The following is a 25,082-nucleotide window of genomic DNA, read 5'->3' as shown; positions in this document are numbered from 1 at the left end:
AAATGCCGTATATATAGCGGCATTTTTCTTTTTTATATGTCTATAATTGAGTACAATATAGAAGAAGGGAGCTGAATGAAATGAACTTTCAATTTAATTTATTCAATGATGTGGTAGAAACAGCTCGTAAAGAAATGGTGGAGGCTGGCTATACACAGCTATTTAATCCAGAAGATGTAAAAGAGGCTTTTCAAAAAGAAGGTACAACTCTTGTTATGATTAATTCCGTTTGTGGCTGTGCTGGAGGGATCGCACGTCCTGCGGCGTCATATTCAGTAAAGCAAGACGTACGCCCAAATCAGATCGTAACTGTATTTGCCGGGCAAGATAAGGAAGCGACAGAAACGGCAAGGTCTTATTTTACAGGGTATCCGCCTTCATCTCCATCGTTTGCTCTATTAAAAGATGGAGAAATTCAAATGATGGTTGAGCGTCATGAGATCGAAGGACATGAACCGATGGAAGTTGTAAATAAATTAAGAAATGCATTTGAAACTTATTGTAAGTAATAAGTAAAATGAAAAAGCTGGCTCGTGGGAGAGACTTGATCCCTTATGAGCCAGCTTTCATTTGGTCTAATTGTTGGTTCTAACTTAATCTTTTACAATCTTTTCTGAAGGATTGTGGCTTTTACTAACTTATTGTCTTCTTTGACAGTTGATTGGAGTGGAGGGTGTGAGACTCCTGCAGAACAGACGGGCAGGTGAGACACTTATACGTGAAACGTACGAATGTGGCTCACCGCCTGCCCTGCGGAAAGCGAGCAACTGAAACGGAGATCAACTACTTTCAAAAGCAACAATGAATGTGAAAACAGCCTAATCTTTTAAAGCAGAGTCCAGTAATTGTAAGGCTTCTTGTACAGCCCAGATATGAGAACGATGAAATAAAGTTTTCTCCGCCTCCGCAATATCCATCCATACGAGTTCATGATCGTCATCCACCGGTTGAATTATGAATTCCCCAAATGTGCCTGCATAATAACTGCCTTCATTCATAATATATTCGTCTTGTCTGGATTGAAAATATTGTTTTGCACTTCCTATATACTTTTCAATATGCAATGTATATCCTGTTTCTTCTTTACATTCTCTTTTTAAACACTCTATTAGCGTTTCGGGCTTTTTTAATCCTCCGCCAGGCAAGAAACCCTTCTTGTTATGAAGCATGACCGCCACCTTACTTGTTTGTTTATCCAATATCACTGCATAAACAGCCTTTCTAATTCTATAGGAAACACTTGGCTTTCTCTCTCCAAAATCCATAATAACCACTCCTATCTTTGAATAAAAATACATTCAGAATTATCTAAAAACTTAATTTAGAGGTTTTTTGTGTTAAAATTCATTTTGGTGAATAAATATAACTATTTTATAAGGAGATATAAATGATGATGAAGAAAAATTTCTTAATGATTTATTTTATCATAATTCTTGCTATGTTAGCGGGCTGTGGAGCTGTTGAAGATAAAGGTGCTTCAAATAGCGGCGGAGATGAGTCTGGTAAAACACTGATCATGGCAACTTCTGCAGATTATCCTCCGTATGAGTTTGTGGATACAGCAAAAGGCGGAGAAGTTCAAGGGTTTGATGTTGATGTGGCCAACCACATTGCAAAAAAACTTGGCTACAAAATAGAAATTAAAGACATGGATTTTAATGGACTTATCCCAGCCATTAACAGCGGGAAAGCAGACTTTGTTCTTGCAGGTATGACGCCAAATGCAGAAAGAAAGAAAAAAGTAGATTTCTCTGATGAGTATTATGCAGCTCAACAGTTAATCGTCACAAAAGACAAGTCAATAAAATCAGTCGAGGATCTTAAAGGTAAAACGCTTGGTGTTCAATTGGCTTCTATCCAGGAAAAAGAAGCAGATAAACTGTTGAAAAACCAAAAGTTTAATGTTGTAAAACGCAATAAGGTAACTGAACTTATACAAGAAATGAAATCAAATCGTGTAGATGCTGCGATTATTGAAGATGCAGTGGCATATGAATTTTTAAAGAAAAATAAAGAGTTAAGCTCTTTTGCATTGCCAAACACGGATGCAGCAGGTTCTGCAGTTGCATTTCCTAAAGATAGTGATCTTACAAATAAGTTCAATAAAGAGTTAAAGAAGATGAAAGAGGACGGCACAATGGACAAGCTTGTTGAAAAGTGGTTCGGAGTGAAAAAATAAGAAAAGAAAGAGAGTGATAGGCATGAACTTGGATTTTGCCCAGCTCGTGCCTTCTATTCCTTATATATTGTATGGAATATGGGTTACGTTGCAGTTTGTGGCTGTTTCATTAGTACTAGGTTTTTTATTGGGAACTGTCTTATCGTTTTTTAAGATTGGCAAAGTACGTGTTTTACGCTGGTTTGCAGATGCATATACTTCAGTTTTTAGAGGAACACCTCTCATTCTACAGATGCTGCTCATCTATTATGCAATACCGCAATTAACAGGTGTTGATATTGGGGCATTCACTGCAGGTGTATTAACATTCGCTTTGAATTCAGCAGCGTATGTTTCTGAAATTATTCGTGCAGGAATCAATGCCGTGGATAAGGGACAAAAAGAAGCTGCGATGGCTTTGGGTATTCCTTATCGAACGATGATGATGAAAATTATTCTGCCGCAAGCACTGAAAAATATATTGCCGGCATTAATGAACGAATTCATTACGTTAACAAAAGAATCAGCAATCGTTTCTGTTATCGGTGCTTTAGATATCATGAGACGCGCACAGATTGTTGGAGCAAGCAACTATGCTTTCTTTGAACCATTATTGCTTGCAGGTCTGATTTATTATCTCTTGGTAATGCTCTTAACAATAGCAGGAAGAGTATTGGAAAGGAGGTTAGCAAAGAGTGATTAACGTTGAAGGATTAAGAAAGAGTTTTGGTAAAAATGAAGTCTTAAAAGGGATTTCGACAAAAATCAATAAAGGTGAAGTGATTGCTGTGATTGGCCCATCAGGATCTGGGAAATCAACTTTTCTCCGCTGTATGAACCTCCTAGAAACGAGGGATGGAGGTTCTATCACAATTGAAGGTACAGACATTCAGCAGATGGAAGCTCATTTACGAAAAAAAATAGGTATGGTTTTTCAGCACTTTCATCTGTTTCCTCACTTAACAGTTTTGGAAAATATCACTTTTGCTCCTCTTCAAGTGCTTAAAAAGACAAAGAAGGAAGCAGAACATGCCGGTCTCGACTTACTTAATAAAGTAGGTCTTGCTGAGAAAGCACACGCATATCCTTCAAGTCTTTCAGGCGGACAAAAACAGCGTGTTGCGATTGCAAGAGCACTCGCTATGAATCCAGAAATCATGCTGTTTGACGAGCCTACGTCAGCACTCGATCCTGAAATGGTTAAAGAAGTGCTGCAAGTTATGAACGATCTTGCAAAAACAGGAATGACAATGGTTATTGTTACGCATGAAATGGGTTTTGCTAAGGAAGTAGCTGACCGTGTATTATTTATGGATGACGGAAAGCTTGTAGAAGATTCTTCACCACAGGTGTTTTTCGAGAATCCAAATACGGACAGAGCTAAAGCCTTTTTGGAAAAAGTGTTATAATGAGCGATGAGGACTTCAGTTGAGGTCCTCTTTTTCATTTTCATAAGTGACATTAAAGTCTTTGAAAATGGGAAAAGATGAAGAAAGAACTTTGAAAGTAGGCGTCAATCTATGAAATTCACAATTGGTTACCGAACGTTAAAAACTGCGATTGGTGCTGGTTTGGCCATTGCTTTGGCACAGTGGCTGAAGCTTGATTTTTATACATCAGCGGGCATCTTAACCATACTATGCATAAAGATAACGAAAAAACGGTCGGTCATTAGTTCTTGGGAGCGGTTTGCAGCCTGTCTGCTTGGTATTCTTTTTGCATCTCTTATCTTTTCGGTAATTGGCTACCATTTTTTCACGTTAACTATTCTTTTAACTTTGTTTATTCCGACTCTTGTCGCTTTTAATCTAAAAGAAGGGATTATTACGAGTTCCGTCATTATTTTACATCTGTATATGGTGGAAACGTTAAGCTGGCCGATCGTTTTGAATGAAGTTGGAATAATTGTTATCGGTATTGGCATGGGACTTATCATGAATCTTTATATGCCTTCAATGGAAAAGACGCTTTTAACGATGCAGCAGGACTTGGAGATTAAATATAAGAAGATTTTTCAAGAATTTCACTTATACCTCTCTCATGATGTGCACGAATGGGACGGAAAGGAAATTACGGAAGTAGCAGATTTGATTTCCCATGCAAAAAGCCTTGCTTTTCGTGATGTTGAAAATCACTTTTTACGCTATGAAAATCAGTACTATCATTATTTTAAAATGAGAGAAAAGCAATTCGAGATCATTCAGCGTATGCTGCCGAATATTTCTTCCATTGATAAAACGTATTTACAGGGTGAGAAGCTTGGCGCTTTTTTCGAACGATTAGGTGCTGCTGTTCATCCAGGAAACACAGCTGCTTATTTTTTGGAAGAATTAAATAATATGAGGCAGGAATTTAGAGAAATGCATCTGCCGAAGGACCGGCTAGAGTTTGAAACACGTTCGAAATTGTATCAGCTTCTTCAAGATATTGAAGAATATTTGCTCATAAAAAAGAAATTCAAAAAAAATGATCATGCTTGTGATGAGTCTTCCTGAATAATGAAATACTAATGAAAAAAGTCAAGGTGAGATCAACGAACGAAGAGTGCAATCCAACAAACACAAGGTGCAATCCGACAAACAAGGTACACGATTCAACAAAAGCACAACAAAAGGAATTTCGTCCTGCTACAATAATTAAAAAGGATGGTTTGGGAGTAAAGAGTCTCAAGCCATCCTTTTCTTTCATTAACTATTAAAAGAACAAGCTAATACCAGCAAGAAGGCTGCTTACAACTAGTGAAATCAGCATGATATAAACAATGGTTTTCATTAATCTTTGAGACACAGTTTATTCCCTCCTCATACAAATCCAATATAATTGTAACGTGTTTAAAAGGTAGAAACAAGATATCTGGGAATAGTCCTGCATTTTTCGTCGAAAATTTGCGAAAACAAGCAGGAAAAAGCGCTTTCAAAACGAAAGATGTTATGTTGAGAATATCTTTCGTTTTTAACAGGAGGCCACCAATGGATAAACAGCAACGTTTAAAAGAATGGCAAGATAAAACAGATCAATTAATGAATAGATTTCCAGAAAGACAAGAACGTTTTCATACTTCTTCAGATATTGAGATCGATAGATTATATGGTGCTGAAGATGTAAATTATCCTATGGAATCACTCGGTCTGCCAGGGGAGTATCCATATACGCGGGGCGCTCAGCCGACAATGTACCGAGCACGCTTTTGGACAATGAGACAATATGCTGGATTTGGATCAGCTGAAGAAACGAATAAAAGGTTTCAATATCTATTGAAGCAAGGTCAGACAGGATTATCCGTTGCTTTTGATCTGCCAACACAAATCGGCTACGATTCGGATCATCCAATGGCACGCGGAGAAGTCGGTAAAGTTGGCGTAGCCATCGATTCATTAGAGGATATGGAAGCATTATTAAAAGGAATTCCTCTTGATAAAGTGAGTACATCAATGACGATTAACGCACCTGCTTCCGTTCTTTTGGCCATGTATATCGCAGTTGCCGAAAAACAGGGTGTACCTTCAGATAAGATTTCAGGTACGATTCAAAATGATATTTTAAAAGAATACATTGCGCGCGGTACCTACATATTTCCGCCTAAGCCATCGATGCGTTTGATCACAGATATTTTCGGCTATTGCCAGGCAGAAGTTCCGAAATGGAATACAATCAGTATTTCTGGTTATCACATAAGAGAAGCAGGTGCCAATGCGGCCCAGGAATTAGCTTTTACGATCGCAAACGGGATCGCATATGTCGATGCTGCATTGGAAGCAGGGTTAAATATCGATGATTTTGCACCTCGCTTAGCCTTTTTCTTTAACGCACACAATCAGTTCTTTGAAGAAGCTGCGAAGTTTAGAGCAGCGAGAAGAATGTGGGCAAAGCTTATGAAAGAACAATATGGGGCAAAGAATCCGAAGTCATGGCAGCTTCGTTTTCATACACAGACTGGCGGTTCAACATTAACGGCACAGCAGCCAGATAACAATATTGTTCGCGTTACGACACAAGCTTTATCCGCTGTGTTAGGAGGCACACAAAGTCTTCACACGAATTCCAGAGACGAAGCACTCGCTCTTCCAACAGAAGAGTCTGCAAGAATCGCGCTGAGAACACAGCAAATATTAGCTCATGAAACAGGGGTTGCAGATACAGTTGATCCCCTGGCAGGTTCTTATTATGTAGAGAACTTAACAGATGAACTCGAAAGAAAAGCGAATGAATATATTGATAAAATTAAGCAGATGGGCGGGGCGGTTTCTGCGGTAGAACAAGGTTACATGCAGCGTGAGATCCATCATACTTCTTATGAAACACAGAAAAGAATCGAGAACGGCCAAGAAATTATTGTAGGAATGAACAAATTCATCGTGGAGAATGAGCCGCAGCCTGAATTGTTAAGAGTAGATCCGGCTTTAGGAGAAAAACAGCGTGAAAAACTCCAGCAGCTAAAAGCAAAAAGAGACGGAAACCGAGTGAGCGCTCAGTTGGAATCACTGCGAACAGCAGCTAAAAGCCAAGATAATCTAATGCCGGTTATTTTAGAATGTGTGAAATCCTATTGTACAGTTGGCGAAATCTGCGGCGTACTGCGTGAAGAGTTTGGCGAATATACAGGCGTCTAGACATAAAGAGGAGTGGACAGAGATGAAAAAAACAATCCGTGTTTTAATAGCAAAACCAGGTCTGGATGGGCATGATCGAGGAGCGCTTGTTATTTCACAAGCTTTAAGAGATTATGGCATGGAAGTAATCTATACAGGCTTGAGACAAACGCCTGAACAGATTGCAGCAGCTGCGATCCAAGAAGATGTCGATGCAATTGGGCTGTCATGTTTGTCTGGAGCACACAATGAACTTTTTCCTGAAGTTATGCGTCTCCTTCACGAACAGGGAGCCGATGAAATCATAGTAGTTGGTGGAGGAGTCATTCCATGGGAAGACATCCCCTTCTTAGAGGAAAAAGGGATTAAGAAAGTGTTCACACCAGGGACACCAACGATTGAAACAGCAAAATTTATTGAAAAAGCCGTATTTGAAAGAGACGGAATCGATACATCGAAAAAGACTGTACCACCTGAAAAAATTGATCATATCGGAATTGCTGTTTCATCACTGGATGAGACACTGCCCTTCTATGTCAATCAGCTAGGCTTAACATTGGAAGCGATTGAAGAAGTTGCATCACAACAAGTTAAAGTGGCCTTTATTAAAATTGGAGGGACGCGTTTGGAATTGCTTGAGCCCGTATCAGAAGACAGCCCGATCGCTCAGTTTATCCAAAAACGGGGACAAGGTGTTCACCATATAGCTTTAGGTGTTACCAATATTCAAGATCGCATTGATGATATGAAAGCGAACGGAATAAAAATGATCAATGAAACACCAGTACTTGGTGCAGGAGGTGCTTCAGTCGCGTTCATGCACCCTTCTTCCACACACAAAGTGTTATTCGAACTATGTGAAAAAGTGAAAAAGGAGGAAGTATAATGGACATCTACGATAAAATTAATGAACTCTATGAAAAAAAGAGAGAAATTGAAATGGGCGGCGGCGATGACCGCATCGATAAACAGCATGAGCGGGGAAAACTTACTGCACGTGAACGAATCGATCTTTTACTGGATGAAGGTACTTTTGTTGAACTCAATCCTTTTATTGAACATCGCTCGCATGATTTTGGTTTATCCGGAATGAAAGCACCAGGCGAAGGTGTTGTAACAGGGTATGGAAAAATACATGGACGTCCCGTCTATTTATTTGCCCAGGATTTTACCGTGTTCGGCGGAGCATTAGGTGAGATGCATGCTAAAAAAATCAGTGCGGTCATGGATTTGGCCGCGAAGAACGGTACTCCTTTTATTGGTTTGAACGATTCTGGTGGTGCCCGCATACAAGAAGGAGTAATGTCTTTAGACGGATATGGACATATTTTTTACAGAAATAGCATCTACTCAGGCGTGATACCTCAAATTTCTGTCATTATGGGACCTTGTGCGGGTGGAGCTGTATACTCTCCTGCCATCACTGACTTTGTTTTCATGGTGGAAAAAACAAGTCAAATGTTTATTACAGGACCTAAAGTAATTGAAACAGTGACCGGGGAAAATATTTCTTCAGAAGATTTAGGCGGTGCAGAAGTTCATGCATCTAAAAGCGGCAATGCTCATTTTACATCTTCATCAGAGGCAGATGTGCTTGAAGAGGTTAGAAGATTAATTTCCTATCTTCCGCAGAATAATAAAGAGAAGCCGCCTGTATTACCTTGGGGAGATGAGGAAGATTACCGTTCAGAATTAACTGAAATCATTCCTTTTGATTCGACAAGGCCATATGACGTTAGAAATGTAATCAATGAAATTGTTGATAAAGAATCGTTCATGGAAGTACATGCACAGTTTGCAAGAAATATTGTCGTAGGTTTTGCAAGAATTAAGGGTGAAGTGGTAGGATTAGTATGTAATCAGCCAAAAGTCATGGCTGGTGGTCTTGATATTGATTCTTCTGACAAAGCTTCACGTTTTATCAGAACTTGTGATTCATTTAATATTCCGATTATCACATTTGAAGATGTAACGGGCTTTTTCCCTGGAGTTAAACAAGAGCATGGGGGAATTATCCGGCATGGAGCAAAAATTTTATATGCTTATTCTGAAGCGACAGTTCCAAAGATTACGATTATACTTCGTAAAGCTTACGGCGGTGCTTATGTAGCACTGAACAGTAAATCAATTGGAGCAGACCTTGTATTTGCTTGGCCGAATGCTGAAATAGCAGTTATGGGACCTCAGGGAGCAGCAAATGTAATATTTGCAAGAGATATCGCGAACAGCGAAGACCCTGAGAAGACGAGGGCTGACAAAATTGAAGAGTATCGTACGAAATTTGCAAATCCATATATTGCAGCTGCAAATGGAATGGTCGATGATGTTATTGATCCAAGGGAAACAAGAATCAAGTGTATTCAGGCGTTGGACATGCTGCGCAACAAGCAAGAAGACCGACCATACAAAAAGCATGGAAATATACCACTATAAAAGCGAGGGAATACATAATGGTAAATGAAGAACGTCTATTAAATGAGTTTTTAGAGCTCGTTCAAATTGATTCTGAAACGAGAAATGAAAAGGAAATCTCTATCGTACTCAAGAAAAAGTTTGAGGACCTTGGATTAGAAGTGTATGAAGATGATGCGGAATCAAAAACCGATCATGCTGCAGGGAATTTAATCTGTACCCTTAAAGGCAACAAAGATGGTGTAGATACAATTTATTTCACGTCACACATGGATACTGTTACACCCGGAAAAGGGGTCAAGCCGTCTATTAAAGATGGTTATGTCGTAACAGACGGAACAACGATTCTGGGTGCAGATGATAAAGCAGGTCTAGCTGCGATGTTTGAAGCGATCAGAGTGCTAAAAGAGCAAAATATATCACATGGAGATATTCAGTTTGTTATCACTGTTGGAGAAGAATCTGGATTAGTAGGCGCTAAAGCTATGGATGCCTCTAAGATTACTGCAAAATATGGTTTTGCTTTAGACAGTGACGGTCCTGTTGGTGATATTATCGTAGCTGCTCCTACACAGGCAAAAGTTAGAGCAAAGATTTTCGGGAAATCAGCTCATGCTGGTGTAGCACCTGAAAAGGGTGTTTCAGCCATTACAATTGCTGCTAAAGCAATTGCACGTATGCCTTTAGGCAGAATTGATGAAGAAACGACAGCAAACATCGGCCATTTCCACGGTGGAGGAACAGGGGAACAGACGAATATTGTTTGTGACAGTGTGTTCGTTTTAGCCGAAGCCCGTTCTTTAATTCAAGAAAAGATGGAGACACAAACAGCGAAAATGAAGGAAGCTTACGAAACGGTCGCTTCTGAAATGGGCGGACGTGCAGAAGTAGAGATCGAAGTGATGTATCCTGGGTTTAAGTTTGGTGAAGGAGACCATGTCGTGGAAGTAGCGAAAAAAGCGGCTGAAAAGATCGGCCGTCCTCACCAGCTTCTTCATAGCGGCGGTGGAAGTGATGCAAATATTATTGCGGGTCACGGAATTCCCACTGTAAACCTGGCAGTAGGTTATGAAGAAATTCATACTACAAATGAAAGAATGCCTGTTAAAGAACTTACTAAAACAGCAGAAATCGTACTTGCCGTTATAGAGGTCGCTGCTTCAGGAAACGAATAATTTAAACGAAACTTGACGGAAATTTATCGTCAAGTTTTTGTTTTTTATAGGTAAAGATGCCTGTTTTTGTTAGAAAAGTTAACAAATTTAGAGATTAAAGTTGACAGTAACTTCAAAGGTTATGTAAGATGTTTTTATCATCTAAATATTGGTAATTTACTAATATTCTTATTTCAATGGGGAGGAAATGGGATGAGCCAAGTATCAGACAGACATATGATGGTTAACTATATGCGCGGTGTCTATAAAGTTTTAGAAGAAGACTGGCAGAAATCGGCGAAAGCGCTAGGTTTAACACAAGCAGAATTGCATATCTTATGGATAGTCTCCTTTGAAGAAGACATTACCATCTCTAAGATTGCTTATTATGGTTTATGGGATGTATCTACTGTTATGCAAGTCATTAAGAGATTGAAAGAAAAAGGACTCGTCGAACTAGAGAAAAAGAATGATGATCGACGCATATCCTACGTATACTTAACAGAAAAAGGCTGGGAAAAACAAAAGGAATCAGCCGATTTCAACTGCCAAGTATATGGTTTCTTGCAAAAATGGCTTGAAGATGGAGACAGAAGAGAATTTTATCGTGAACTTGTTCAATTACATAAGGATTTAAACAAACATTTCCACGGAGAAGATTTTGTGGACTGGGTAGAAGATACCGGTAAGAGATTACATAAGGCGAACGCTTAAGAAGAAACCGGCTCAATCGTGATAATTTCACTTTTGAGCCGGTTTTTTGTTATGTTTTTTCTAAAGGCTCAAAAAGATCGTTGTTTTTTAATCTTGTTTTATATTCTTCTTTGACAGTTGATTGGAGTGCAAGGTGCGAGACTCCTGCGGGACAGGTGGGCAGGTGAGACACTTATACGTGAAACGTACGAATGTGGCTCACCGCGTGCCCCGCGGAAAGCGAGCATCCTGTAACGGAAATCAACAACTTTCAAAAACAACAATGTATGCGAAAACAGCCTTTATTAATTAAATGTTTTGTTTTGAAAGCTCATCCGATATCATATACTAATAAATATAGAATCACCGAAGGAGTCATCATGTTATATCAACCCTCTATGCCAAAAAGAAGAATAATTTTTCATGTGGACATGAATAGCTTCTATGCATCCGTTGAGATGGCAAAGGATCCTAGTCTGAGAGGTAAACCCTTGGCAGTAGCAGGCAATGTTGAAGAACGTAAAGGCATCATTGTAACATGCAGCTATGAAGCGAGAGAAAAAGGAGTTAAAACAACTATGCCGTTATGGCAGGCAAAAAAGCTCTGTCCTCATCTTATAGTTGTACCTCCTGATTTTGAGACATATAAGTTGTATTCTTCTCAAATCTTTCGTCTTTTGCAGGAATATACCGAATGGGTTGAACCTGTTTCCATTGATGAGGGTTATATGGATGTTACTGAATGTCAAAATCAGCTGCAATTGGCACAAGAAATTCAGCAGCGGCTGCTCCATGAATTAAGTATGCCCTGCTCGATTGGCATTGCACCGAATAAATTTTTAGCTAAAATGGCATCAGATATGAAGAAGCCGCTTGGCATTACCGTCTTAAGAAAACGGGACATCCCTCACAAACTCTGGCCGCTGAAGGTAGGGGAGCTCCACGGGATCGGTAAAAAGACAGAAGAAAAATTAAATAAGTATGGAATTATCACGGTAAAAGACCTCGCACATGCAGCTGATTATGAAATGAAACAGCGCTTTGGCATCAATGGCTTAAAAATGAAAGAAAGAGCCAATGGTATTGATTCACGGATTGTCGACCCCTCGTCAGTCAGTGATCATCGGTCGATCGGCAGTTCAACGACATTAAGTCAAGATATTGAAACGCAGAGTGAGGCAGAACCTGTGTTCAAAGGATTATCAGAAAAAGTAACAAAACGGCTTGAAACTAAAGGATACCTTGCTTTAACCATTGCGATTACCATTAGATATAGTGATCGAAAAACTATTACAAGAAGTAAAATGCTAGAGAATCCTACACGAAATCAGGAAGAAATCTTTAAAACAGCAATGAAATTATTTAAACAGCATTGGTCAAAAGAAGCAGTTCGTCTGCTTGGAATTACTGCAACGGAAGTGATTGAGAAAGAAAATGCTACTGTTCAGCTTGATTTATTCTCAGTTGCCAAAAATGAAAAAGAAGCGCTTTTGCATGATGTCCTCTCTTCCATTGAAAGAAAACATGGTGAAGGAATCATAAAACGGGGGAAAAAATAGCAAGGGCTGTGAATGAATGACTCTTAAAGATAATAAGGTGAAAATTGTCGTCTATATTGCTGTTTTTATCATGTTCTTTTTTCTCTTTTCTGTACTTTATAAGCAGTCTTCTGTTCGGCAAATAGATGTTTGGGTAATGAAAAACATTGTATCTTGGCATAAAACAGGTTTAAATTCCGTGTTTATAACTTTAACTAATTTTGCTTCCAGACCTTATCAATATGCTGTATATATCTTTTTTGCTGTGATTTGGCTAATTGGTGAAAAAAAATGGAGAGAACCGCTAGTGTTAGGAATATGCATCATGGGTATCAGATACGGAAATCATTGGCTAAAAAACTTCTATGATCGGGATCGCCCTGTTTTTCATCCTGTCATTGATATAAGCGGCTATAGTTTTCCGAGCGGACATGCGATGATTTCAATCGCATTTTTCTCTATGCTAGCTTTTTTGCTTGTTCAAAACTATTCATTTATGAAGCCCAGAAAAAAAATAGTTTACGGATTGACAGGTCTGTTTGTGTTCTTAATCGGCTTTAGCCGCGTGTATTTAGGTGTCCACTATCCAACAGATGTCCTAGGCGGTTTTTTTGCAGGGGCTACTTGGTTGTTCATATGTATTTTACTTTATAAAATGCTGCAAAAAATAAGAATTGGCTAGGGTAACAAAGGGGAATACCCATAGATTAAATTGAAAAGCTGGCTCCGGACCTATTTGGTGCCGGGGCCAGCTTTCTAACGTTATTTTACCAGCCTCGTTCATATTGTTTTGGACTTTGGATGTCTTCTCTTAATTCTTCTGCAGCCGTTCTTGGCCAATACGGATCTCTCAAGAACTCACGTGCAATAAAGATCAGGTCTGCTCTTTGGTTTTGAAGAATTTCTTCAGCTTGACGGCCTGTAGTAATTAATCCGACGGCAGCTGTTGCGATGCCTGCGCTGTTTTTGATCAGGTCACTAAACGGAACTTGGTAACCAGGATAAGTGTTGATTCTGGCAGGCACAACGGCACCAGAGCTGCAGTCAACGAGATCAACGCCATCTTCTTTCATCCAAGAAGCGTATGTTACATAATCCTCGGGAGTGTTTCCATCTGGATGATAGTCATTAGCTGATATTCTAACGAACAGTGGGCCGTCCCATTCCAGCCTCATAGAAGCAATAATCTCTTGTAAGAACCGGTATCTTTTTTGCTGATTGCCGCCATATGAATCTGTTCGTCTATTCGAAAGCGGAGACAGGAATTCATTGATTAAATATCCGTGTGCTCCATGAATTTCAATAATATCAAAACCAGCTTCTTTTGCTCTTCTAGCAGCTGATCTGAACTGATTGACGGTTTCTGTTATCTGCTCTAAAGTCATTTCTTCAGGTGTTTTCATATCATCAGAAAAGGCAATAGCAGATGGTGCAATGATCGGACCGTCAATCACCGCTTTACGGCCGGCATGTGCAATTTGAATAGCTGCTTTTGCACCGTTATCTTGAATCGATTTTACGAGCTGTGATAATCCTTCGATATGGCTGTCATCCCAAATGCCTAAGTCTTCGGGGCTTATTCTTCCTTGTGGACTGACAGCAGTAGCTTCGGTCATGATCAAGCCTGTTTGACCTACTGCTCTTGATGTATAGTGAGTCATATGCCAAGGTGTAACTTTTCCATCTTGGTCGTAACAAGAATACATACACATCGGTGACATTACGATACGGTTCTTTAACGTTACATCACGAATGGTTAAGGGTTGAAATAGTAATGATTGAATAATAAACATCTCCTTTTCATTTAAAGGGCACTAGGCAAGCTAGGTTTATTGTAAATCTTTCACCGTCATTTTTAAAAATATCTGCTCGTATTATTTTGATGGATCGCCGTGCAGCACACTTCTCGCGATAAGCGGATAGTCAGTTATGATGGCTTGTGCACCCCATTTAAAAAAGTATTGCATCCATTTTTTTTGGTTAACTGTGTATGGTCTTAACGGAATATTGTTTCTTTTAAAACCCTCCATGATATAGGGATGAAGCGTTTTATAATATGGATGTGCACTTTGCGAGCTCACCACTTTCACATATTCCCATGGATCCAAAAGACCGTCCGAATAGAGAGGAGCCGTTTCAATATATGGATTTAACTTTCTTATTTTTATTAAACTATAATGATTAAAAGATGAAAGAACTGTCCGTTTCTCCATGCCATATCGGTGAAGAAGATCTAATGTTTTTTCCTCAAGGCCATCGTATTCGATCTCGTTATTTTTTAGTTCAACGTTTAACAACAAAGGCAAAGGAGCAATCCATTGCAATAGCATTTCGAGAGAGGGGATGTGTTCATTTTGAAATGCTTTTGAAAACCAGCTGCCCGCATCGATATTCAAAAGTTCTTCATATGTATAATCAGCTATATACCCTTTTTGGTTTGTTGTCCGGTCGATCTTCTCATCGTGGATAATAACAGGAACTCCATCTTTCGTAAGCTGTACATCTAATTCAATGCCGTCAGCTCCATCTTCAAAGGCTTTTTTGAAAGCAGCCATCGTATTTTCGGGACAATCCTTACTAGAACCTCTGTGTGCAAAAATATAGGTCATCATTTAACTCCTTCCAGCAGCCTTTTCTTATTAATTATGGATTAGTATAAGCGAAAATAAACGCGAAGGGAAATGAAAGAAACCCCTCCTGCAATCTTAGGAGGGGTATGTTTACCTGCGGCGTTTACGCCGTAATTTTTTTTCTTCTTTTTTATGTTCCTCAACATTGGCTCCTTTTTCTGTTAGCCAGCGAATAAATACTAATTCTTTTTCTGTTAAAGAACGTTTCGTGAATTTTTCAAACTGAATGCGCAATTCAAGGTATCTTTGGGAAATTTCAGTTTCTGCCACATCTATCCCTCCCTAAATCTAGCTCTTCATTAAATGATAAAATCCAGAAATAGGGTTGTCAATTTTTTCTAATCGTCAATTTTTGCAGAATTACAGAGAGAAATAGCACAAAATATATAAAAGGAGTGATTTTATTTGAAGATAACTATCAAATTATTTTCCGTTTTGCTAGCCGGATTGCTAATGATTTCTTTTGTAACGCCTGTTGTTTATGCGGCCTATCCTGGTATGCAAGAACCGTCTTATGCGAAATGGGGCAGGCTGGCTGTTTTTGAAACCGGAAAACGATACCCTGATTATCAAATTGTTGACTATTCGTATTTAGGTCGAAATTTGGCTCAAAACGGAGATAATGTCGAACGATTTAAGTTATGGCTAAGAAAAGGTGCTGCTGAAAAGGGGGTCGTCATTACAATTACCTTAACCCCTCAGCGGATATTTAAACATATTTCATTCCAAGAAACAACCCGATAACATTTAGAAATCACATGCTTCCTAATTCTTCAGATCTTTTCACCGCTTTTTTAATACAGGCTAAGAAGGCATCTTGTACTTTGTATTGATCAAGTGTACCAATCCCGGCTTCTGTCGTTCCGCCAGGGCTTGTTACTTTTTTACGAAGCTCGATCGGCGATGCGGCGGTAGTTTTTAGCATAAGTGAAGCACCTAGCAAGGTTTGAGAAATCAGATTCCTCGCTTCTTCTTCGGATAGACTTAGTTCTTCAGCCGCTTTTTGCATCGCTTCGGCAATATAATAGACGTAAGCTGGTCCGCTTCCAGACAATCCTGTAACGATATGAAGTTTATCTTCTGCAACATGTGTGACCGTACCAATCGTCTCAAACAGTTCAAAGGCTTTTTTTACATGCAGATCAGTTGCGAATTTTCCGTTAGAAAGGGCAGTTGCCGAATATCCGATTGATGCTGAAGTGTTCGGCATCGCCCGAATCACTGGATTTTCTTTTTTCGTCCAATCCGTAATATTTGAAGTAGAGATTCCCGCCATCACAGAGATAATCAGCTGTTCTTTTTTTATAAAGGGCTGCAAGCTTATTACGGCTTCACTTGCATCTTTTGGTTTAACAGCCAAAATGATAATATCAGCATTTTCTATCGTGTCTTTTATATTTATCGATAAAGAGACACCGTATTTGAATTGAAGTTCCTGAAGCCGCTCTTTGTTTGAGCGGTTTTTAATCGTGAGGTGCTGTGCCTGCCATTGATCTGTTTTCAGCATTCCCTCCATAACCGCTTCAGCCATTGCACCTGCACCAATAAACACTATTTTTTCTTTGTTCACGACAGATCCCTCCTCATATTTGAGTATAAAAAAACTCCCAGTCCTTCAAAAAGGACGGATGGGAGTGATCCGTGGTACCACCTTCATTGGCAGATGTGCTGCCCGCTCAAAATGTCATTATCGCAGAACTGCGTCGGATTTTCTCCGAATGCTCCAGGGCAGGTTCAGCATTTCCTTGCCGGTGAAACCTTACAGCCTTTGAGTTTCACTCTCTTAACGGAGGATAAATGCTTACTGATCCCTTTCTAAGCCGTCTTATATTCACGAATAATTAAGAATTTTCATTTTATATTTTAAAAGACATTATGCTATGATTTCAGTATGTATGTCAATAAGTTATTTAATTTGGAGGAAAAGATGACAAAAGCTGATACGATTATTCCCATAACTCTCCCTACTCCTTTTGATGTAGGTCCTGTCAATTGTTTTCTCCTTAAAGGCGAGGCGGTTACACTTATCGACAGCGGTCCCAAAACACATGAAGCAAGGGAACTTCTCCTTGCCTCGTTAAATGAGCATGGACTGAAATTTGAAGATTTAGATCAATACATTTGCACTCATTATCATCCTGACCATGCCGGTTTATCAAAAGAAATTCAAGAAGCGGGTGTCCAGACCATTATGCTGAAAGAAGCTGTTCCATATGTAAGTGGAAACAGTGAATTTTTAAAATGGACAGAGTCTTTTTATACAAAGCTTTACAGCCATTTTGGTGTTCCCGATTCATTCGGCAGATTGGAACTAGTAAAATTAAAAAAACTGCGATCGTATATGAGCACTTTTACACCTGATTTAACCGCTCTTCCTGGTGAGGCAGTGCCGGGTCATAGTGGTTTCATCTTTTTAAAAACACCTGGCCATGCACCTGATCATCTAGCGCTTTATCATGAAGAACAGGGGATTTTTATCGGAGGAGATGTACTATTGCCGCACATTTCATCCAACGCGCTCTTAGAACCGCCTGCCCTTTACGAAACAAAACGCCCTAAAACGCTGCTTCAATATCGTGAAACATTAAAAAATCTGTTAACCTTAAATCTTAGAACGGTTTATCCAGGTCATGGAGAGCCTTTTTCCAATGCAAGTGAATTGATCCAGAAGAGACTTCATGATCAAGAGGAACGGGCTAAAACGATCGAAAATTTACTAGGACAAGATTCGTTAACTGTTTTTGATCTTTGTGTACGTCTATTTCCTAAATTATTTGAAAGACAGCTTGGTCTTGTTGTTTCAGAAGTAGCTGGTCACTTGGATTTGCTTTTGGACGAAAACCGAATCATGAAGGATGAAAATCAAGGTTTATTTTATTTCAGCCAGACAGGAGCCATACGATGAGTTCAATCGAAAATAAAGTAGTTGTCATTACAGGTGCATCAGGAGGATTAGGGGCACACTTAGCTATGGATGTTGCCAAAAGAAAAGGCATTCCTGTTCTTCTTGCCAGAAGGGAAGAGCAGCTGAAAATTGTTCAGGACACAATTTTTCAGGAAACAGGGGTTAAGGCACCTTATTATGCACTGGATGTTTCAAAACAAGAAAACGTCCAAGGAGTCTTTCAGCGTGTTTTTATCGATTTGAAAGAGATACATATTTTAGTAAATAACGCGGGGTTCGGGGTATTCGAGGAATTTGCTGAAGCGGATTGGCAGACTGTAGAAAGTATGTTTTCAACGAACGTACTCGGATTGATGGCTTGTACGCAGGCTGTGCTTCCATACATGCTTCAAAAAGGCTCTGGCCATATTATCAATATCGCTTCTCAAGCAGGTAAAATTTCTACGCCAAAATCAAGTGTTTATGCTGCAACAAAGCATGCAGTCCTTGGTTTTTCGAATGGGCTCCGCCTAGAAGTTGCACATAAAGGAGTAGTTGTCACAACGGTGAATCCAGGGCCGATTGCAACTGATTTCTTTACACTGGCTGATCAGTCAGGGAACTACGTAAAAAATATTCAAAAGTTTATGCTTCAGCCTTCCCATGTTTCTAAGAAAGTCGTTGAAGCAATGGAGCATCCTGTACGTGAGTTAAACCTGCCTTGGTGGATGAACGCGGGAAGCACTCTTTACCAATTGATGCCAAGAGTAGTTGAAACCTTAGGCGGAAAATCATTTCGTCAAAAGTAAATCAACCATAATTTTATTATGTAAACAACATATTGCAGGTTCCACTTTATTTTAGAAGTGGGCCTGCTTATTTATTTGTAAAATAATCATAAATTACGTCTTGAACGATTGCATACACTGCTTCTTCTTGATTTTCTTCTTTGAGCCGTGTCATGATCTTTGTTTCCAATTCTCGCCATTCATCTTCATTTAATATGCAATCTTCCTCCTCCCATAAATAATCCTTTAATGCTCTTAAGATCATCTTTCTAAACAAAATATTCTCCATGCTATCACCTGTCTTTCCTTATAAATCCTAGACTTTTGATCCGGAAACGTCAATGTGCGAAAAATGCTGAAAAAATTACCATTGTTATAGGAACATACATTCGGTTAAAATGGGTATACATATAAAGAACAAACGTTCGCTAAAAAAGGGGGGCTATGCCAAATGAACTATGATGAATATCCGAAACGGACGATTATGTGCATGGATATGAAAAGTTTTTACGCCAGCTGCGCTGCTGTCCGGCTAGGTTTAAATCCGCTCACTTGTTATTTGGCGGTTGTAGGGGACACTGAGAGACAAGGCAGCGTGGTTCTTGCAGCTTCTCCACAGTTAAAAGCTGATTTCGGTATCCGGACAGGCAACCGCTTGTTTGAGATCCCTAAAAACAAAAATATTGTTGTAGTAAACGCACAGATGGCGTTCTTTCTAGAGCGATCGATGGAAATTACGAAACTGCTGCATCGCTATGTGCCTGCCGAATCGATTCACACATACAGTGTGGATGAAAGCTTTCTTCAGGCAGATGGTACAGAAAAATTATGGGGAAGTGCTGAGAAATTAGCTCAAAAAATACGAAGAGATATTTGGCGGGAGTTCGGATTGCCTTGTGCGATCGGAATAGGTCCTAATATGCTTTTGTCAAAGCTGTGCCTGGATTTAGAGGCTAAAAAAAAGGGTGTGGCGGAATGGACATATGAGGATGTAAAAAATAAGCTATGGCCACTTTCTCCACTAAGTCAGATGTGGGGAATCGGATCACGTGTTGAACGGACCTTAAACAGAATGGGAATTGTGACAGTGGGTGACTTAGCGCATTATCCGCTCGAGCTTTTGGAGAAAAAATTCGGTATCATGGGTAATCAGCTTTACTATCATGCCTGGGGAATAGACTTATCTGAGATAGGGGCTCCCATTCTGCAAGGACAGATCAGTTATGGGAAGAGCCAAATTTTACTCAGAGACTACACAGATGTTACAGAAATCAAACACGTTATGCTTGAAATGTGCGAGGAGGTAGCAAGACGTGCCAGAAGAGCACAAAAAGCTGGACGGACGATCAGCCTGGGGATAGGTTACAGCAAGGATGAAGGAGGCGGCGGTTTTCATCGCTCTAAAACGATTGATCAGCCATCCAACATTACGATGGAACTTTACGAAGTTTGCCTGGACTTATTTCAAACCTTTTATCAAGGACAGACGGTACGGAAAATTTCAATCGCTCTGTCGAATGTTTGTGAGGATGCAGAAACACAATTGACGCTATTTTCTTTAGATCATCCGCAAAAGCGGAAAATCGGTTATGTGATGGATGATATCCGGCAAAAATACGGCTCTAATGCTCTCTTGCGTGCAGTTTCTTATACAAAGGGCGGAACTGCCCTGCACAGAAGCCGGCTTTTAGGCGGACATAAGGCATAAGGAGGGAGCGCATTGATTCGCGACAGAGGAACAATCAAATGGACAGCAATGATGCTGCCTGAACATGTAAAGATGCTGAGAGAACATCAGAATGGCTTGAGTTATGGTAAAAAACCTGTTCTTGATGAACAAAAATATGAAGAATTTAATGAAACGATCTGTATCGCAATGGAGGAGAACAGTACGCTGAAGTTTACTTATTATCAAAAAGGGGAAATCAAACAGCTCGCGGGTCATGTTCACTATGTAGATGAATTCAAAAAGCAGCTGCGCATTATGAATCAAAGAGCAGAGGTTCAGCTTTTAAATTTAGCCGATATCATTGGCATCAATCACTCATAAAGAAAAAACCTAATGAAATTTCATTAGGTTTTTTACATAGGCTGTTTTCGCAATCATAGTTGCTCTTGAAAGGAGTTGTTCTCCGTTTCAGGTTGCTCGCTTTCCGCGGGGCAGACGGTGAGCCACATTCGTACGTTTCACGTATAAGTGTCTCACCTGTCTAGCTGTAGCGGTTAGCCCCTCGAGGTCAAAAGCTTAATGGTACCGAAGGCAAAAAGCGCCTTCTTAGCCCCATCTCCCTTTTGCTTGTCGGGGCTGACCAAACCGCTTCCGCTTTTCTGACTGCCAGCCTGTCCCGCAGGAGTCTCACACCTTTCACACCAATCAACTTATCATTGGAGTTAAATGACAGAATTACGCCAATAGCAACAATCTTTATAAAAGAGTCTTTACATAAGATCAGCTGAAGATTTCAGTTAAATAGATCATGATTAAGAGCCCTGTAATAAAGGATAAAGTAGCTGAACGGGCATGACCGTCTCCATGACTTTCAGGAATCAGTTCCTTATACACAATAAAAAGCATGGCGCCTGCCGCAAAAGATAAACCATAAGGAACAAGATTCTCAACATAAGAAGTCAATAAGAAGCCCAGCATACTGGTAATAATTTCAACGGCACCCGTTAATGTGGCAATAAGGAAAGCTTTAAACTTGTTCATTTTTTGATGAATTAAGAAAAGTGCTACAAGAAGTCCTTCAGGTGCGTTCTGAAGACCGATCGCAAATGCGATCAATCCGCCTAATCCTGTATTGTGGCTGGCATAGCTTACACCGACTGAAAGTCCTTCGGGTAAGTTATGCAGCGTGATAGCGGCAATAATTAAAGCAGCTTTGGAATCAATTCCTTTAAAAATCTTGGAATGGTCCAAGTCAACATGCGGAACGAATTTTTCCAGAAGCATTAAAGTTATTGTGCCTAACGAAATCCCAATTGTTAGTACATATAAATTTGATAATGCCAAGGCTTGTGGTATTAAGCTGAAAGTTGATGCAGCAACCATGATGCCTGCTGTAAGAGCAAGCAATATATCACGAAACCGGTGAGTGACATGGGACCAGAAGAGGATAGGCACGGCACCGAGACCTGTTGCTAAGGCAGATAAAACACTTCCGATTAATGCAGCTTCCATTTGAAAGGACACACCCTTAGATTAATAACCATTTTTTGTAAATATAGGCATCTGGCTCTTTTAGTATACATTTTTTTCGTTTTTAATAGAAGTAAGCGCGCTTTATGAGCGTTTAAATGGATTATAAGAAGGTGACATATTGAAGCTTGTTATAATTGATCCTGGCCACGGAGGAAGTGATCCGGGTGCAGTTTATAAGGAAAAAGATGAAAAAAAATACAACCTTGAACTAGCGAAGAAAATTGAGGCATATTTAAAGAACAACTACGAAGTAACAGTAAAGCTAACACGAAATACAGATGCAACTGTTTCATTAGATGCACGTACAGACTTCGCAAACAAAGAGAAAGCCGATTTCTATTTGTCCATACACCAAAACAGCGGTGGAGGAGAAGGTTTCGAAAGTTATGTATATAATGGAGCAGGTTCTGAAACAAAAGCAATTCAAAACGCCATACATGCAGAGACGGCTAAAATTATGCAAAAATATAATGTGAAGAACAGAGGGCAAAAGCAAGCAAACTTTCATGTTCTGCGTGAAACAAAAATGCCTGCTGTTTTATTGGAAGTCGTATTTATAGATAATGAACAAAACGCCGCTCTATTAATGAAATCAGAGTTTCAAAATGAAGCTGCAAAAGCAATAGCGATTGGGACAGCAAAGGCATTATCACTAAAGGAAGTTTCAAAGGATTTATTTTTAGTAAACGCGGGAGCTTTTGAAGAAAAAAAGAATGCAGCGGAAAGGATATCTTTCTTGGCAGAGAAAAAGATTGCTGCTTTTATAGATGAGACAGTAATCGATAACAAAACGTATTATAGAGTGCAAGCGGGTGCTTATGAAATACGGCAAAATGCAGATGACCAAGTGCAAAAAATCAAATCCTTAGGAATAAAAGATGCTTATGTAATGATAAAAGGCGAAGAAAATCCAAAACCCGAACCGGAGCCAAAACCCGAACCGCCAAAAGGTTTGACGATCAAAGGACAATCGGTGCTTACTGCAGCAGAAATGGAAAACGTTGTTCGGAAAGTAAATCCGAAAGCACCTTCATTGGCCGATTATTATGTGGAAATCGGACAAGTTTATGGAATTAGAGCGGACGTAGCTTATGCGCAGGCGATTCATGAGACAGGCTATTTTCGTTTTGAAAGCGGTGTGAAAGCTTCCCAAAACAATTTTTCTGGGATTGGAGCAACAGGTAAAGGAGAATCTGCAACATTCAAAACGCCTAAAGAAGGTGTACTTGCCCATATGCAGCATTTGTTTGCATACGCATCTAAGGATCAGCTTCCTGCACAATATCCATTAGTCGATCCAAGGTTTCAATTGGTCCAGAGGGGCAGTGCTTTAACGTGGAACCAATTAAACGGTAAATGGGCAGTACCTGGTACAAACTACAGTAAGATGATCTTGGAGATCTACCGAAAAATGCTAGTGGAATCTAAAATGCCGCTTGAACAAAAGATAGAGACGATAAATAGTCAATTAAAAGAAATTTAAGAAGCCGGAAGTTACCGGCTTTTTTTTAATCAAACTAGAAAAATTAGTAAATAAACCGCTTGTCATTATATAATTATAGAGAAATTCACAAGCATCCTGTGTTTAAACTAGCTATTAAAACTTTTAAAAAGTCCGGAAGACAACAATTTTTCTTCTAGTTGTATAGAAGGGGGATCGCAAATAATTTCAACAGGATCGTCTGGATAGATGGAAAGTGCGATAATGCCTAAAAAGCTTTTGCCATCAGCTGTACGGTCACCTTTTTTCAGATAAACGGACTCTTTGAAACTCCCTGTAACTTCAACAAGCTTAGCAGCAGATTGAGCATAAATAGGTTCAGTTGCTCTTACAATCACAAAATATACCTCCTTTGCCATTCACATTATGTATGGATATGTGCAGAAGAAGGAAAAATGCATACTAAATAGATTTTTCATGGAGGAAATATGAAAATCAATAAGAAATGGCTGCTGATTATATTAGGAATAACGGTAATACTTTTGATCGTTTTTTGGCTGCAAAGAAATTACAAACAATTCAGTCCAAATGATTTTAGGGATTGGATTATGCAATGGGGTCTGCTGGCACCGGTATTATTCATAGTGCTTTATACGCTTAGGCCTTTCGTACTGTTCCCGTCATCCATATTTGCAATAACAAGTGGACTTTCTTTTGGATTTTATTGGGGTTGTTTATATACATATCTTGGTTCTCTTGGAGGTGGATTAATCACTTACTTTGCGATTAACCGGTTAGGTCGCTTTAAAAAAAGCAAGCAATGGAAGAATGAACGATATGAGAAAATACGCAGCAATATTGAGAAAGAAGGGTTCCGGTACGTATTGCTGCTGAGGCTCCTGCCTGTACTTAACTATGATCTTGTAAGTTATTTGACTTCGATTACAAATATAAAATTTAAAGATTATGCGGCTGCAACAGCAATTGGAATCATTCCTGGAACGCTGGCATATACATATCTCGGAACATCGATGACAGCTGGGAGCAAGGAAGTGGTGTGGATTGGTACAACCCTGCTCTTTGTTCTTGTGGGAATACCACTGCTATTTAAGAGGAAGATGAAGGCGAAAATCGGCTTGTAAAATATTAATAAACCATTTTATTCGTCATTTTATTCATAGCGGATTCAGCATCAGCGCCTTCAACAATATAAAGGAAAGAATCGCCTTCTTTTAACGTTAAAAAGAATGAGACAAGCTGGGAAAGACCGGTTGCATGTATCGTCATGCCGTTCTTGCTCAAAAAGAGCTGACTGTTAAAATCTTTTGCAAATTGCATGATTTCAAGAGCTTTATTTACAGTGAATTTTGCGCTGACTTTTACTTTTCTTGAACAAATTTGTTTCATGGTTGATTACCTCCTGAAATGTATGAATTGCTGATATATTTCCCATGAAACCATAAATTGAAACCGGGTCTATTTTACTAATGTTCAACGGTGAAGAGGAAAATAGAAGTAAGAGTAGGCTGTTTTAAATGCAGGCTCTATTCTAAAAGATTGTTGCTTCTGAGAGACTTTGGAGGACTCTTCATT

General features: G+C 39.4%; 29 protein-coding genes and 1 other annotated feature. Of the genes, 19 read left to right on the top strand and 10 right to left on the bottom strand.

Features of this window, described 5'->3' with window-relative positions:
• Positions 1-80: 80 nt before the first annotated feature.
• Positions 81-509 carry a BrxA/BrxB family bacilliredoxin gene (locus J2X07_RS08050; protein ID WP_310257949.1) on the top strand — a complete coding sequence of 143 codons (429 nt, stop codon included), beginning with the start codon at positions 81-83 and terminating at the stop codon, positions 507-509.
• Between the two features lie 309 nt (positions 510-818).
• Here the strand turns inward: J2X07_RS08050 and J2X07_RS08045 are convergent, their stop codons facing one another.
• Complete coding sequence (locus J2X07_RS08045) at positions 819-1,265, bottom strand: NUDIX domain-containing protein (protein WP_310257948.1); 447 nt, start codon at positions 1,263-1,265, stop codon at positions 819-821.
• A 128-nt stretch (positions 1,266-1,393) separates the two neighbouring features.
• Here J2X07_RS08045 and J2X07_RS08040 point away from each other — a divergent pair, with 128 nt between their 5' ends.
• The 4 genes from J2X07_RS08040 to J2X07_RS08025 all read left to right on the top strand — a co-directional run bounded on the left by J2X07_RS08040 (position 1,394) and on the right by J2X07_RS08025 (position 4,653).
• Entirely contained in the window at positions 1,394-2,179 is a 786-nt protein-coding gene (locus J2X07_RS08040; RefSeq protein WP_425590184.1) for a transporter substrate-binding domain-containing protein, read from the top strand.
• A gap of 22 nt (positions 2,180-2,201) precedes the next feature.
• Entirely contained in the window at positions 2,202-2,861 is a 660-nt protein-coding gene (locus J2X07_RS08035; RefSeq protein ID WP_310257947.1) for an amino acid ABC transporter permease, read from the top strand.
• Positions 2,854-3,567, top strand: coding sequence for an amino acid ABC transporter ATP-binding protein (locus J2X07_RS08030; RefSeq protein ID WP_310257946.1), 714 nt, complete (start codon positions 2,854-2,856; stop codon positions 3,565-3,567). The genes J2X07_RS08035 and J2X07_RS08030 overlap by 8 nt, the downstream gene beginning before the upstream one ends.
• Before the next feature lie 111 nt (positions 3,568-3,678).
• Positions 3,679-4,653 (top strand): aromatic acid exporter family protein, encoded by a 975-nt coding sequence (locus J2X07_RS08025; RefSeq protein WP_310257945.1) that lies wholly within the window; start codon positions 3,679-3,681, stop codon positions 4,651-4,653.
• A 199-nt stretch (positions 4,654-4,852) separates the two neighbouring features.
• On the opposite strand, the gene prli42 is transcribed toward J2X07_RS08025, so the two are convergent.
• The gene (gene prli42 / locus J2X07_RS08020; protein ID WP_310257944.1) at positions 4,853-4,945 is read right to left on the bottom strand and encodes a stressosome-associated protein Prli42; all 93 of its coding nucleotides are present in this window, start codon (positions 4,943-4,945) and stop codon (positions 4,853-4,855) included.
• A 182-nt stretch (positions 4,946-5,127) separates the two neighbouring features.
• Here prli42 and J2X07_RS08015 point away from each other — a divergent pair, with 182 nt between their 5' ends.
• From J2X07_RS08015 to J2X07_RS07985, 7 genes are all read left to right on the top strand, one after another.
• A complete protein-coding gene (locus J2X07_RS08015) occupies positions 5,128-6,768 on the top strand; it encodes an acyl-CoA mutase large subunit family protein (RefSeq protein WP_310257943.1) in 1,641 nt (546 codons plus the stop codon).
• 22 nt (positions 6,769-6,790) lie between these two features.
• Positions 6,791-7,633 carry a methylmalonyl-CoA epimerase gene (mce, locus tag J2X07_RS08010; protein ID WP_310257942.1) on the top strand — a complete coding sequence of 281 codons (843 nt, stop codon included), beginning with the start codon at positions 6,791-6,793 and terminating at the stop codon, positions 7,631-7,633.
• The gene (locus J2X07_RS08005; protein ID WP_310257941.1) at positions 7,633-9,180 is read left to right on the top strand and encodes an acyl-CoA carboxylase subunit beta; all 1,548 of its coding nucleotides are present in this window, start codon (positions 7,633-7,635) and stop codon (positions 9,178-9,180) included. The genes mce and J2X07_RS08005 overlap by 1 nt, the downstream gene beginning before the upstream one ends.
• A 17-nt stretch (positions 9,181-9,197) precedes the next feature.
• Positions 9,198-10,334, top strand: a complete 1,137-nt coding sequence (locus tag J2X07_RS08000; RefSeq protein ID WP_310257940.1) for a M20/M25/M40 family metallo-hydrolase — start codon at positions 9,198-9,200, stop codon at positions 10,332-10,334.
• A 192-nt stretch (positions 10,335-10,526) separates the two neighbouring features.
• Positions 10,527-11,027 (top strand): MarR family transcriptional regulator, encoded by a 501-nt coding sequence (locus J2X07_RS07995; RefSeq protein ID WP_310257939.1) that lies wholly within the window; start codon positions 10,527-10,529, stop codon positions 11,025-11,027.
• A gap of 359 nt (positions 11,028-11,386) precedes the next feature.
• Positions 11,387-12,565: a DNA polymerase IV gene (locus tag J2X07_RS07990; RefSeq protein WP_310257938.1), complete on the top strand. Its 1,179-nt coding sequence runs from the start codon at positions 11,387-11,389 to the stop codon at positions 12,563-12,565.
• Positions 12,566-12,581: 16 nt separating this feature from the next.
• Positions 12,582-13,226 (top strand): phosphatase PAP2 family protein, encoded by a 645-nt coding sequence (locus J2X07_RS07985; protein WP_310257937.1) that lies wholly within the window; start codon positions 12,582-12,584, stop codon positions 13,224-13,226.
• A gap of 85 nt (positions 13,227-13,311) precedes the next feature.
• Here J2X07_RS07985 and namA read toward each other — a convergent pair whose 3' ends face one another.
• The 3 genes from namA to J2X07_RS07970 all read right to left on the bottom strand — a co-directional run bounded on the left by namA (position 13,312) and on the right by J2X07_RS07970 (position 15,444).
• Positions 13,312-14,328, bottom strand: coding sequence for an NADPH dehydrogenase NamA (gene namA / locus J2X07_RS07980; RefSeq protein ID WP_310258196.1), 1,017 nt, complete (start codon positions 14,326-14,328; stop codon positions 13,312-13,314).
• Positions 14,329-14,418: 90 nt separating this feature from the next.
• The gene (locus tag J2X07_RS07975) at positions 14,419-15,153 is read right to left on the bottom strand and encodes a glycerophosphodiester phosphodiesterase (RefSeq protein ID WP_310257936.1); all 735 of its coding nucleotides are present in this window, start codon (positions 15,151-15,153) and stop codon (positions 14,419-14,421) included.
• A 111-nt stretch (positions 15,154-15,264) separates the two neighbouring features.
• On the bottom strand, positions 15,265-15,444 hold the full coding sequence (locus tag J2X07_RS07970; protein ID WP_310257935.1) for a hypothetical protein: 180 nt from the start codon (positions 15,442-15,444) through the stop codon (positions 15,265-15,267).
• 135 nt (positions 15,445-15,579) lie between these two features.
• On the opposite strand from J2X07_RS07970, the gene J2X07_RS07965 reads away from it, so the two are divergent.
• A complete protein-coding gene (locus J2X07_RS07965) occupies positions 15,580-15,918 on the top strand; it encodes a DUF3889 domain-containing protein (RefSeq protein WP_310257934.1) in 339 nt (112 codons plus the stop codon).
• Between the two features lie 10 nt (positions 15,919-15,928).
• On the opposite strand, the gene proC is transcribed toward J2X07_RS07965, so the two are convergent.
• On the bottom strand, positions 15,929-16,705 hold the full coding sequence (gene proC / locus J2X07_RS07960; protein WP_310258195.1) for a pyrroline-5-carboxylate reductase: 777 nt from the start codon (positions 16,703-16,705) through the stop codon (positions 15,929-15,931).
• 86 nt (positions 16,706-16,791) lie between these two features.
• Positions 16,792-17,001 (bottom strand) — a binding site (T-box leader).
• Between the two features lie 100 nt (positions 17,002-17,101).
• On the opposite strand from proC, the gene J2X07_RS07955 reads away from it, so the two are divergent.
• Together J2X07_RS07955 and J2X07_RS07950 are read left to right on the top strand one after the other, a co-directional pair.
• Positions 17,102-18,079, top strand: a complete 978-nt coding sequence (locus J2X07_RS07955) for an MBL fold metallo-hydrolase (protein ID WP_310257933.1) — start codon at positions 17,102-17,104, stop codon at positions 18,077-18,079.
• Positions 18,076-18,867: an SDR family NAD(P)-dependent oxidoreductase gene (locus tag J2X07_RS07950; RefSeq protein ID WP_310257932.1), complete on the top strand. Its 792-nt coding sequence runs from the start codon at positions 18,076-18,078 to the stop codon at positions 18,865-18,867. Before J2X07_RS07955 ends, J2X07_RS07950 begins: the two co-directional genes overlap by 4 nt.
• Before the next feature lie 67 nt (positions 18,868-18,934).
• Here J2X07_RS07950 and J2X07_RS07945 read toward each other — a convergent pair whose 3' ends face one another.
• A complete protein-coding gene (locus tag J2X07_RS07945; protein ID WP_310257931.1) occupies positions 18,935-19,135 on the bottom strand; it encodes a YqzH family protein in 201 nt (66 codons plus the stop codon).
• 162 nt (positions 19,136-19,297) lie between these two features.
• Here J2X07_RS07945 and J2X07_RS07940 point away from each other — a divergent pair, with 162 nt between their 5' ends.
• Both J2X07_RS07940 and J2X07_RS07935 read left to right on the top strand, forming a co-directional pair.
• On the top strand, positions 19,298-20,554 hold the full coding sequence (locus tag J2X07_RS07940; RefSeq protein WP_310257930.1) for a DNA polymerase thumb domain-containing protein: 1,257 nt from the start codon (positions 19,298-19,300) through the stop codon (positions 20,552-20,554).
• A 12-nt stretch (positions 20,555-20,566) separates the two neighbouring features.
• Positions 20,567-20,896, top strand: coding sequence for a YolD-like family protein (locus J2X07_RS07935; protein ID WP_310257929.1), 330 nt, complete (start codon positions 20,567-20,569; stop codon positions 20,894-20,896).
• 399 nt (positions 20,897-21,295) lie between these two features.
• Here J2X07_RS07935 and J2X07_RS07930 read toward each other — a convergent pair whose 3' ends face one another.
• Positions 21,296-22,027, bottom strand: a complete 732-nt coding sequence (locus J2X07_RS07930; RefSeq protein ID WP_310257928.1) for a ZIP family metal transporter — start codon at positions 22,025-22,027, stop codon at positions 21,296-21,298.
• A gap of 139 nt (positions 22,028-22,166) precedes the next feature.
• Between J2X07_RS07930 and J2X07_RS07925 the strand changes: the two genes are divergently transcribed.
• On the top strand, positions 22,167-23,531 hold the full coding sequence (locus J2X07_RS07925) for an N-acetylmuramoyl-L-alanine amidase (RefSeq protein ID WP_310257927.1): 1,365 nt from the start codon (positions 22,167-22,169) through the stop codon (positions 23,529-23,531).
• Positions 23,532-23,638: 107 nt separating this feature from the next.
• On the opposite strand, the gene J2X07_RS07920 is transcribed toward J2X07_RS07925, so the two are convergent.
• A complete protein-coding gene (locus tag J2X07_RS07920) occupies positions 23,639-23,887 on the bottom strand; it encodes an HPr family phosphocarrier protein (protein ID WP_310257926.1) in 249 nt (82 codons plus the stop codon).
• A 90-nt stretch (positions 23,888-23,977) separates the two neighbouring features.
• On the opposite strand from J2X07_RS07920, the gene J2X07_RS07915 reads away from it, so the two are divergent.
• Positions 23,978-24,631, top strand: a complete 654-nt coding sequence (locus J2X07_RS07915; protein WP_310257925.1) for a TVP38/TMEM64 family protein — start codon at positions 23,978-23,980, stop codon at positions 24,629-24,631.
• Between the two features lie 4 nt (positions 24,632-24,635).
• Here the strand turns inward: J2X07_RS07915 and J2X07_RS07910 are convergent, their stop codons facing one another.
• Positions 24,636-24,896, bottom strand: a complete 261-nt coding sequence (locus tag J2X07_RS07910; protein ID WP_310257924.1) for an HPr family phosphocarrier protein — start codon at positions 24,894-24,896, stop codon at positions 24,636-24,638.
• Between the last annotated feature and the right edge of the window lie 186 nt (positions 24,897-25,082).

This window comes from Fictibacillus barbaricus (assembly GCF_031457135.1).
Taxonomy (GTDB): Bacteria; Bacillota; Bacilli; order Bacillales; family Fictibacillaceae; genus Fictibacillus; species Fictibacillus barbaricus_A.
The sequence above is the reverse complement of the archived record's forward strand: the minus strand, read 5'-3'. Positions and strand labels throughout refer to the sequence as shown.

Excerpts from the sequence above, each read along its gene's own strand:
- J2X07_RS08050 (WP_310257949.1), top strand. The coding sequence starts at position 81 with ATGAACTTTCAATTTAATTTATTCAATGATGTGGTAGAAACAGCTCGT.
- J2X07_RS08045 (WP_310257948.1), bottom strand. The coding sequence starts at position 1,265 with ATGGATTTTGGAGAGAGAAAGCCAAGTGTTTCCTATAGAATTAGAAAG.
- J2X07_RS08040 (WP_425590184.1), top strand. The coding sequence starts at position 1,394 with ATGAAGAAAAATTTCTTAATGATTTATTTTATCATAATTCTTGCTATG.
- J2X07_RS08035 (WP_310257947.1), top strand. The coding sequence starts at position 2,202 with ATGAACTTGGATTTTGCCCAGCTCGTGCCTTCTATTCCTTATATATTG.
- J2X07_RS08025 (WP_310257945.1), top strand. The coding sequence starts at position 3,679 with ATGAAATTCACAATTGGTTACCGAACGTTAAAAACTGCGATTGGTGCT.
- J2X07_RS08015 (WP_310257943.1), top strand. The coding sequence starts at position 5,128 with ATGGATAAACAGCAACGTTTAAAAGAATGGCAAGATAAAACAGATCAA.
- mce (WP_310257942.1), top strand. The coding sequence starts at position 6,791 with ATGAAAAAAACAATCCGTGTTTTAATAGCAAAACCAGGTCTGGATGGG.
- J2X07_RS08005 (WP_310257941.1), top strand. The coding sequence starts at position 7,633 with ATGGACATCTACGATAAAATTAATGAACTCTATGAAAAAAAGAGAGAA.
- J2X07_RS08000 (WP_310257940.1), top strand. The coding sequence starts at position 9,198 with ATGGTAAATGAAGAACGTCTATTAAATGAGTTTTTAGAGCTCGTTCAA.
- J2X07_RS07995 (WP_310257939.1), top strand. The coding sequence starts at position 10,527 with ATGAGCCAAGTATCAGACAGACATATGATGGTTAACTATATGCGCGGT.
- J2X07_RS07990 (WP_310257938.1), top strand. The coding sequence starts at position 11,387 with ATGTTATATCAACCCTCTATGCCAAAAAGAAGAATAATTTTTCATGTG.
- J2X07_RS07985 (WP_310257937.1), top strand. The coding sequence starts at position 12,582 with ATGACTCTTAAAGATAATAAGGTGAAAATTGTCGTCTATATTGCTGTT.
- J2X07_RS07975 (WP_310257936.1), bottom strand. The coding sequence starts at position 15,153 with ATGACCTATATTTTTGCACACAGAGGTTCTAGTAAGGATTGTCCCGAA.
- proC (WP_310258195.1), bottom strand. The coding sequence starts at position 16,705 with ATGGCTGAAGCGGTTATGGAGGGAATGCTGAAAACAGATCAATGGCAG.
- J2X07_RS07955 (WP_310257933.1), top strand. The coding sequence starts at position 17,102 with ATGACAAAAGCTGATACGATTATTCCCATAACTCTCCCTACTCCTTTT.
- J2X07_RS07950 (WP_310257932.1), top strand. The coding sequence starts at position 18,076 with ATGAGTTCAATCGAAAATAAAGTAGTTGTCATTACAGGTGCATCAGGA.
- J2X07_RS07945 (WP_310257931.1), bottom strand. The coding sequence starts at position 19,135 with ATGGAGAATATTTTGTTTAGAAAGATGATCTTAAGAGCATTAAAGGAT.
- J2X07_RS07940 (WP_310257930.1), top strand. The coding sequence starts at position 19,298 with ATGAACTATGATGAATATCCGAAACGGACGATTATGTGCATGGATATG.
- J2X07_RS07930 (WP_310257928.1), bottom strand. The coding sequence starts at position 22,027 with ATGGAAGCTGCATTAATCGGAAGTGTTTTATCTGCCTTAGCAACAGGT.
- J2X07_RS07915 (WP_310257925.1), top strand. The coding sequence starts at position 23,978 with ATGAAAATCAATAAGAAATGGCTGCTGATTATATTAGGAATAACGGTA.
- J2X07_RS07910 (WP_310257924.1), bottom strand. The coding sequence starts at position 24,896 with ATGAAACAAATTTGTTCAAGAAAAGTAAAAGTCAGCGCAAAATTCACT.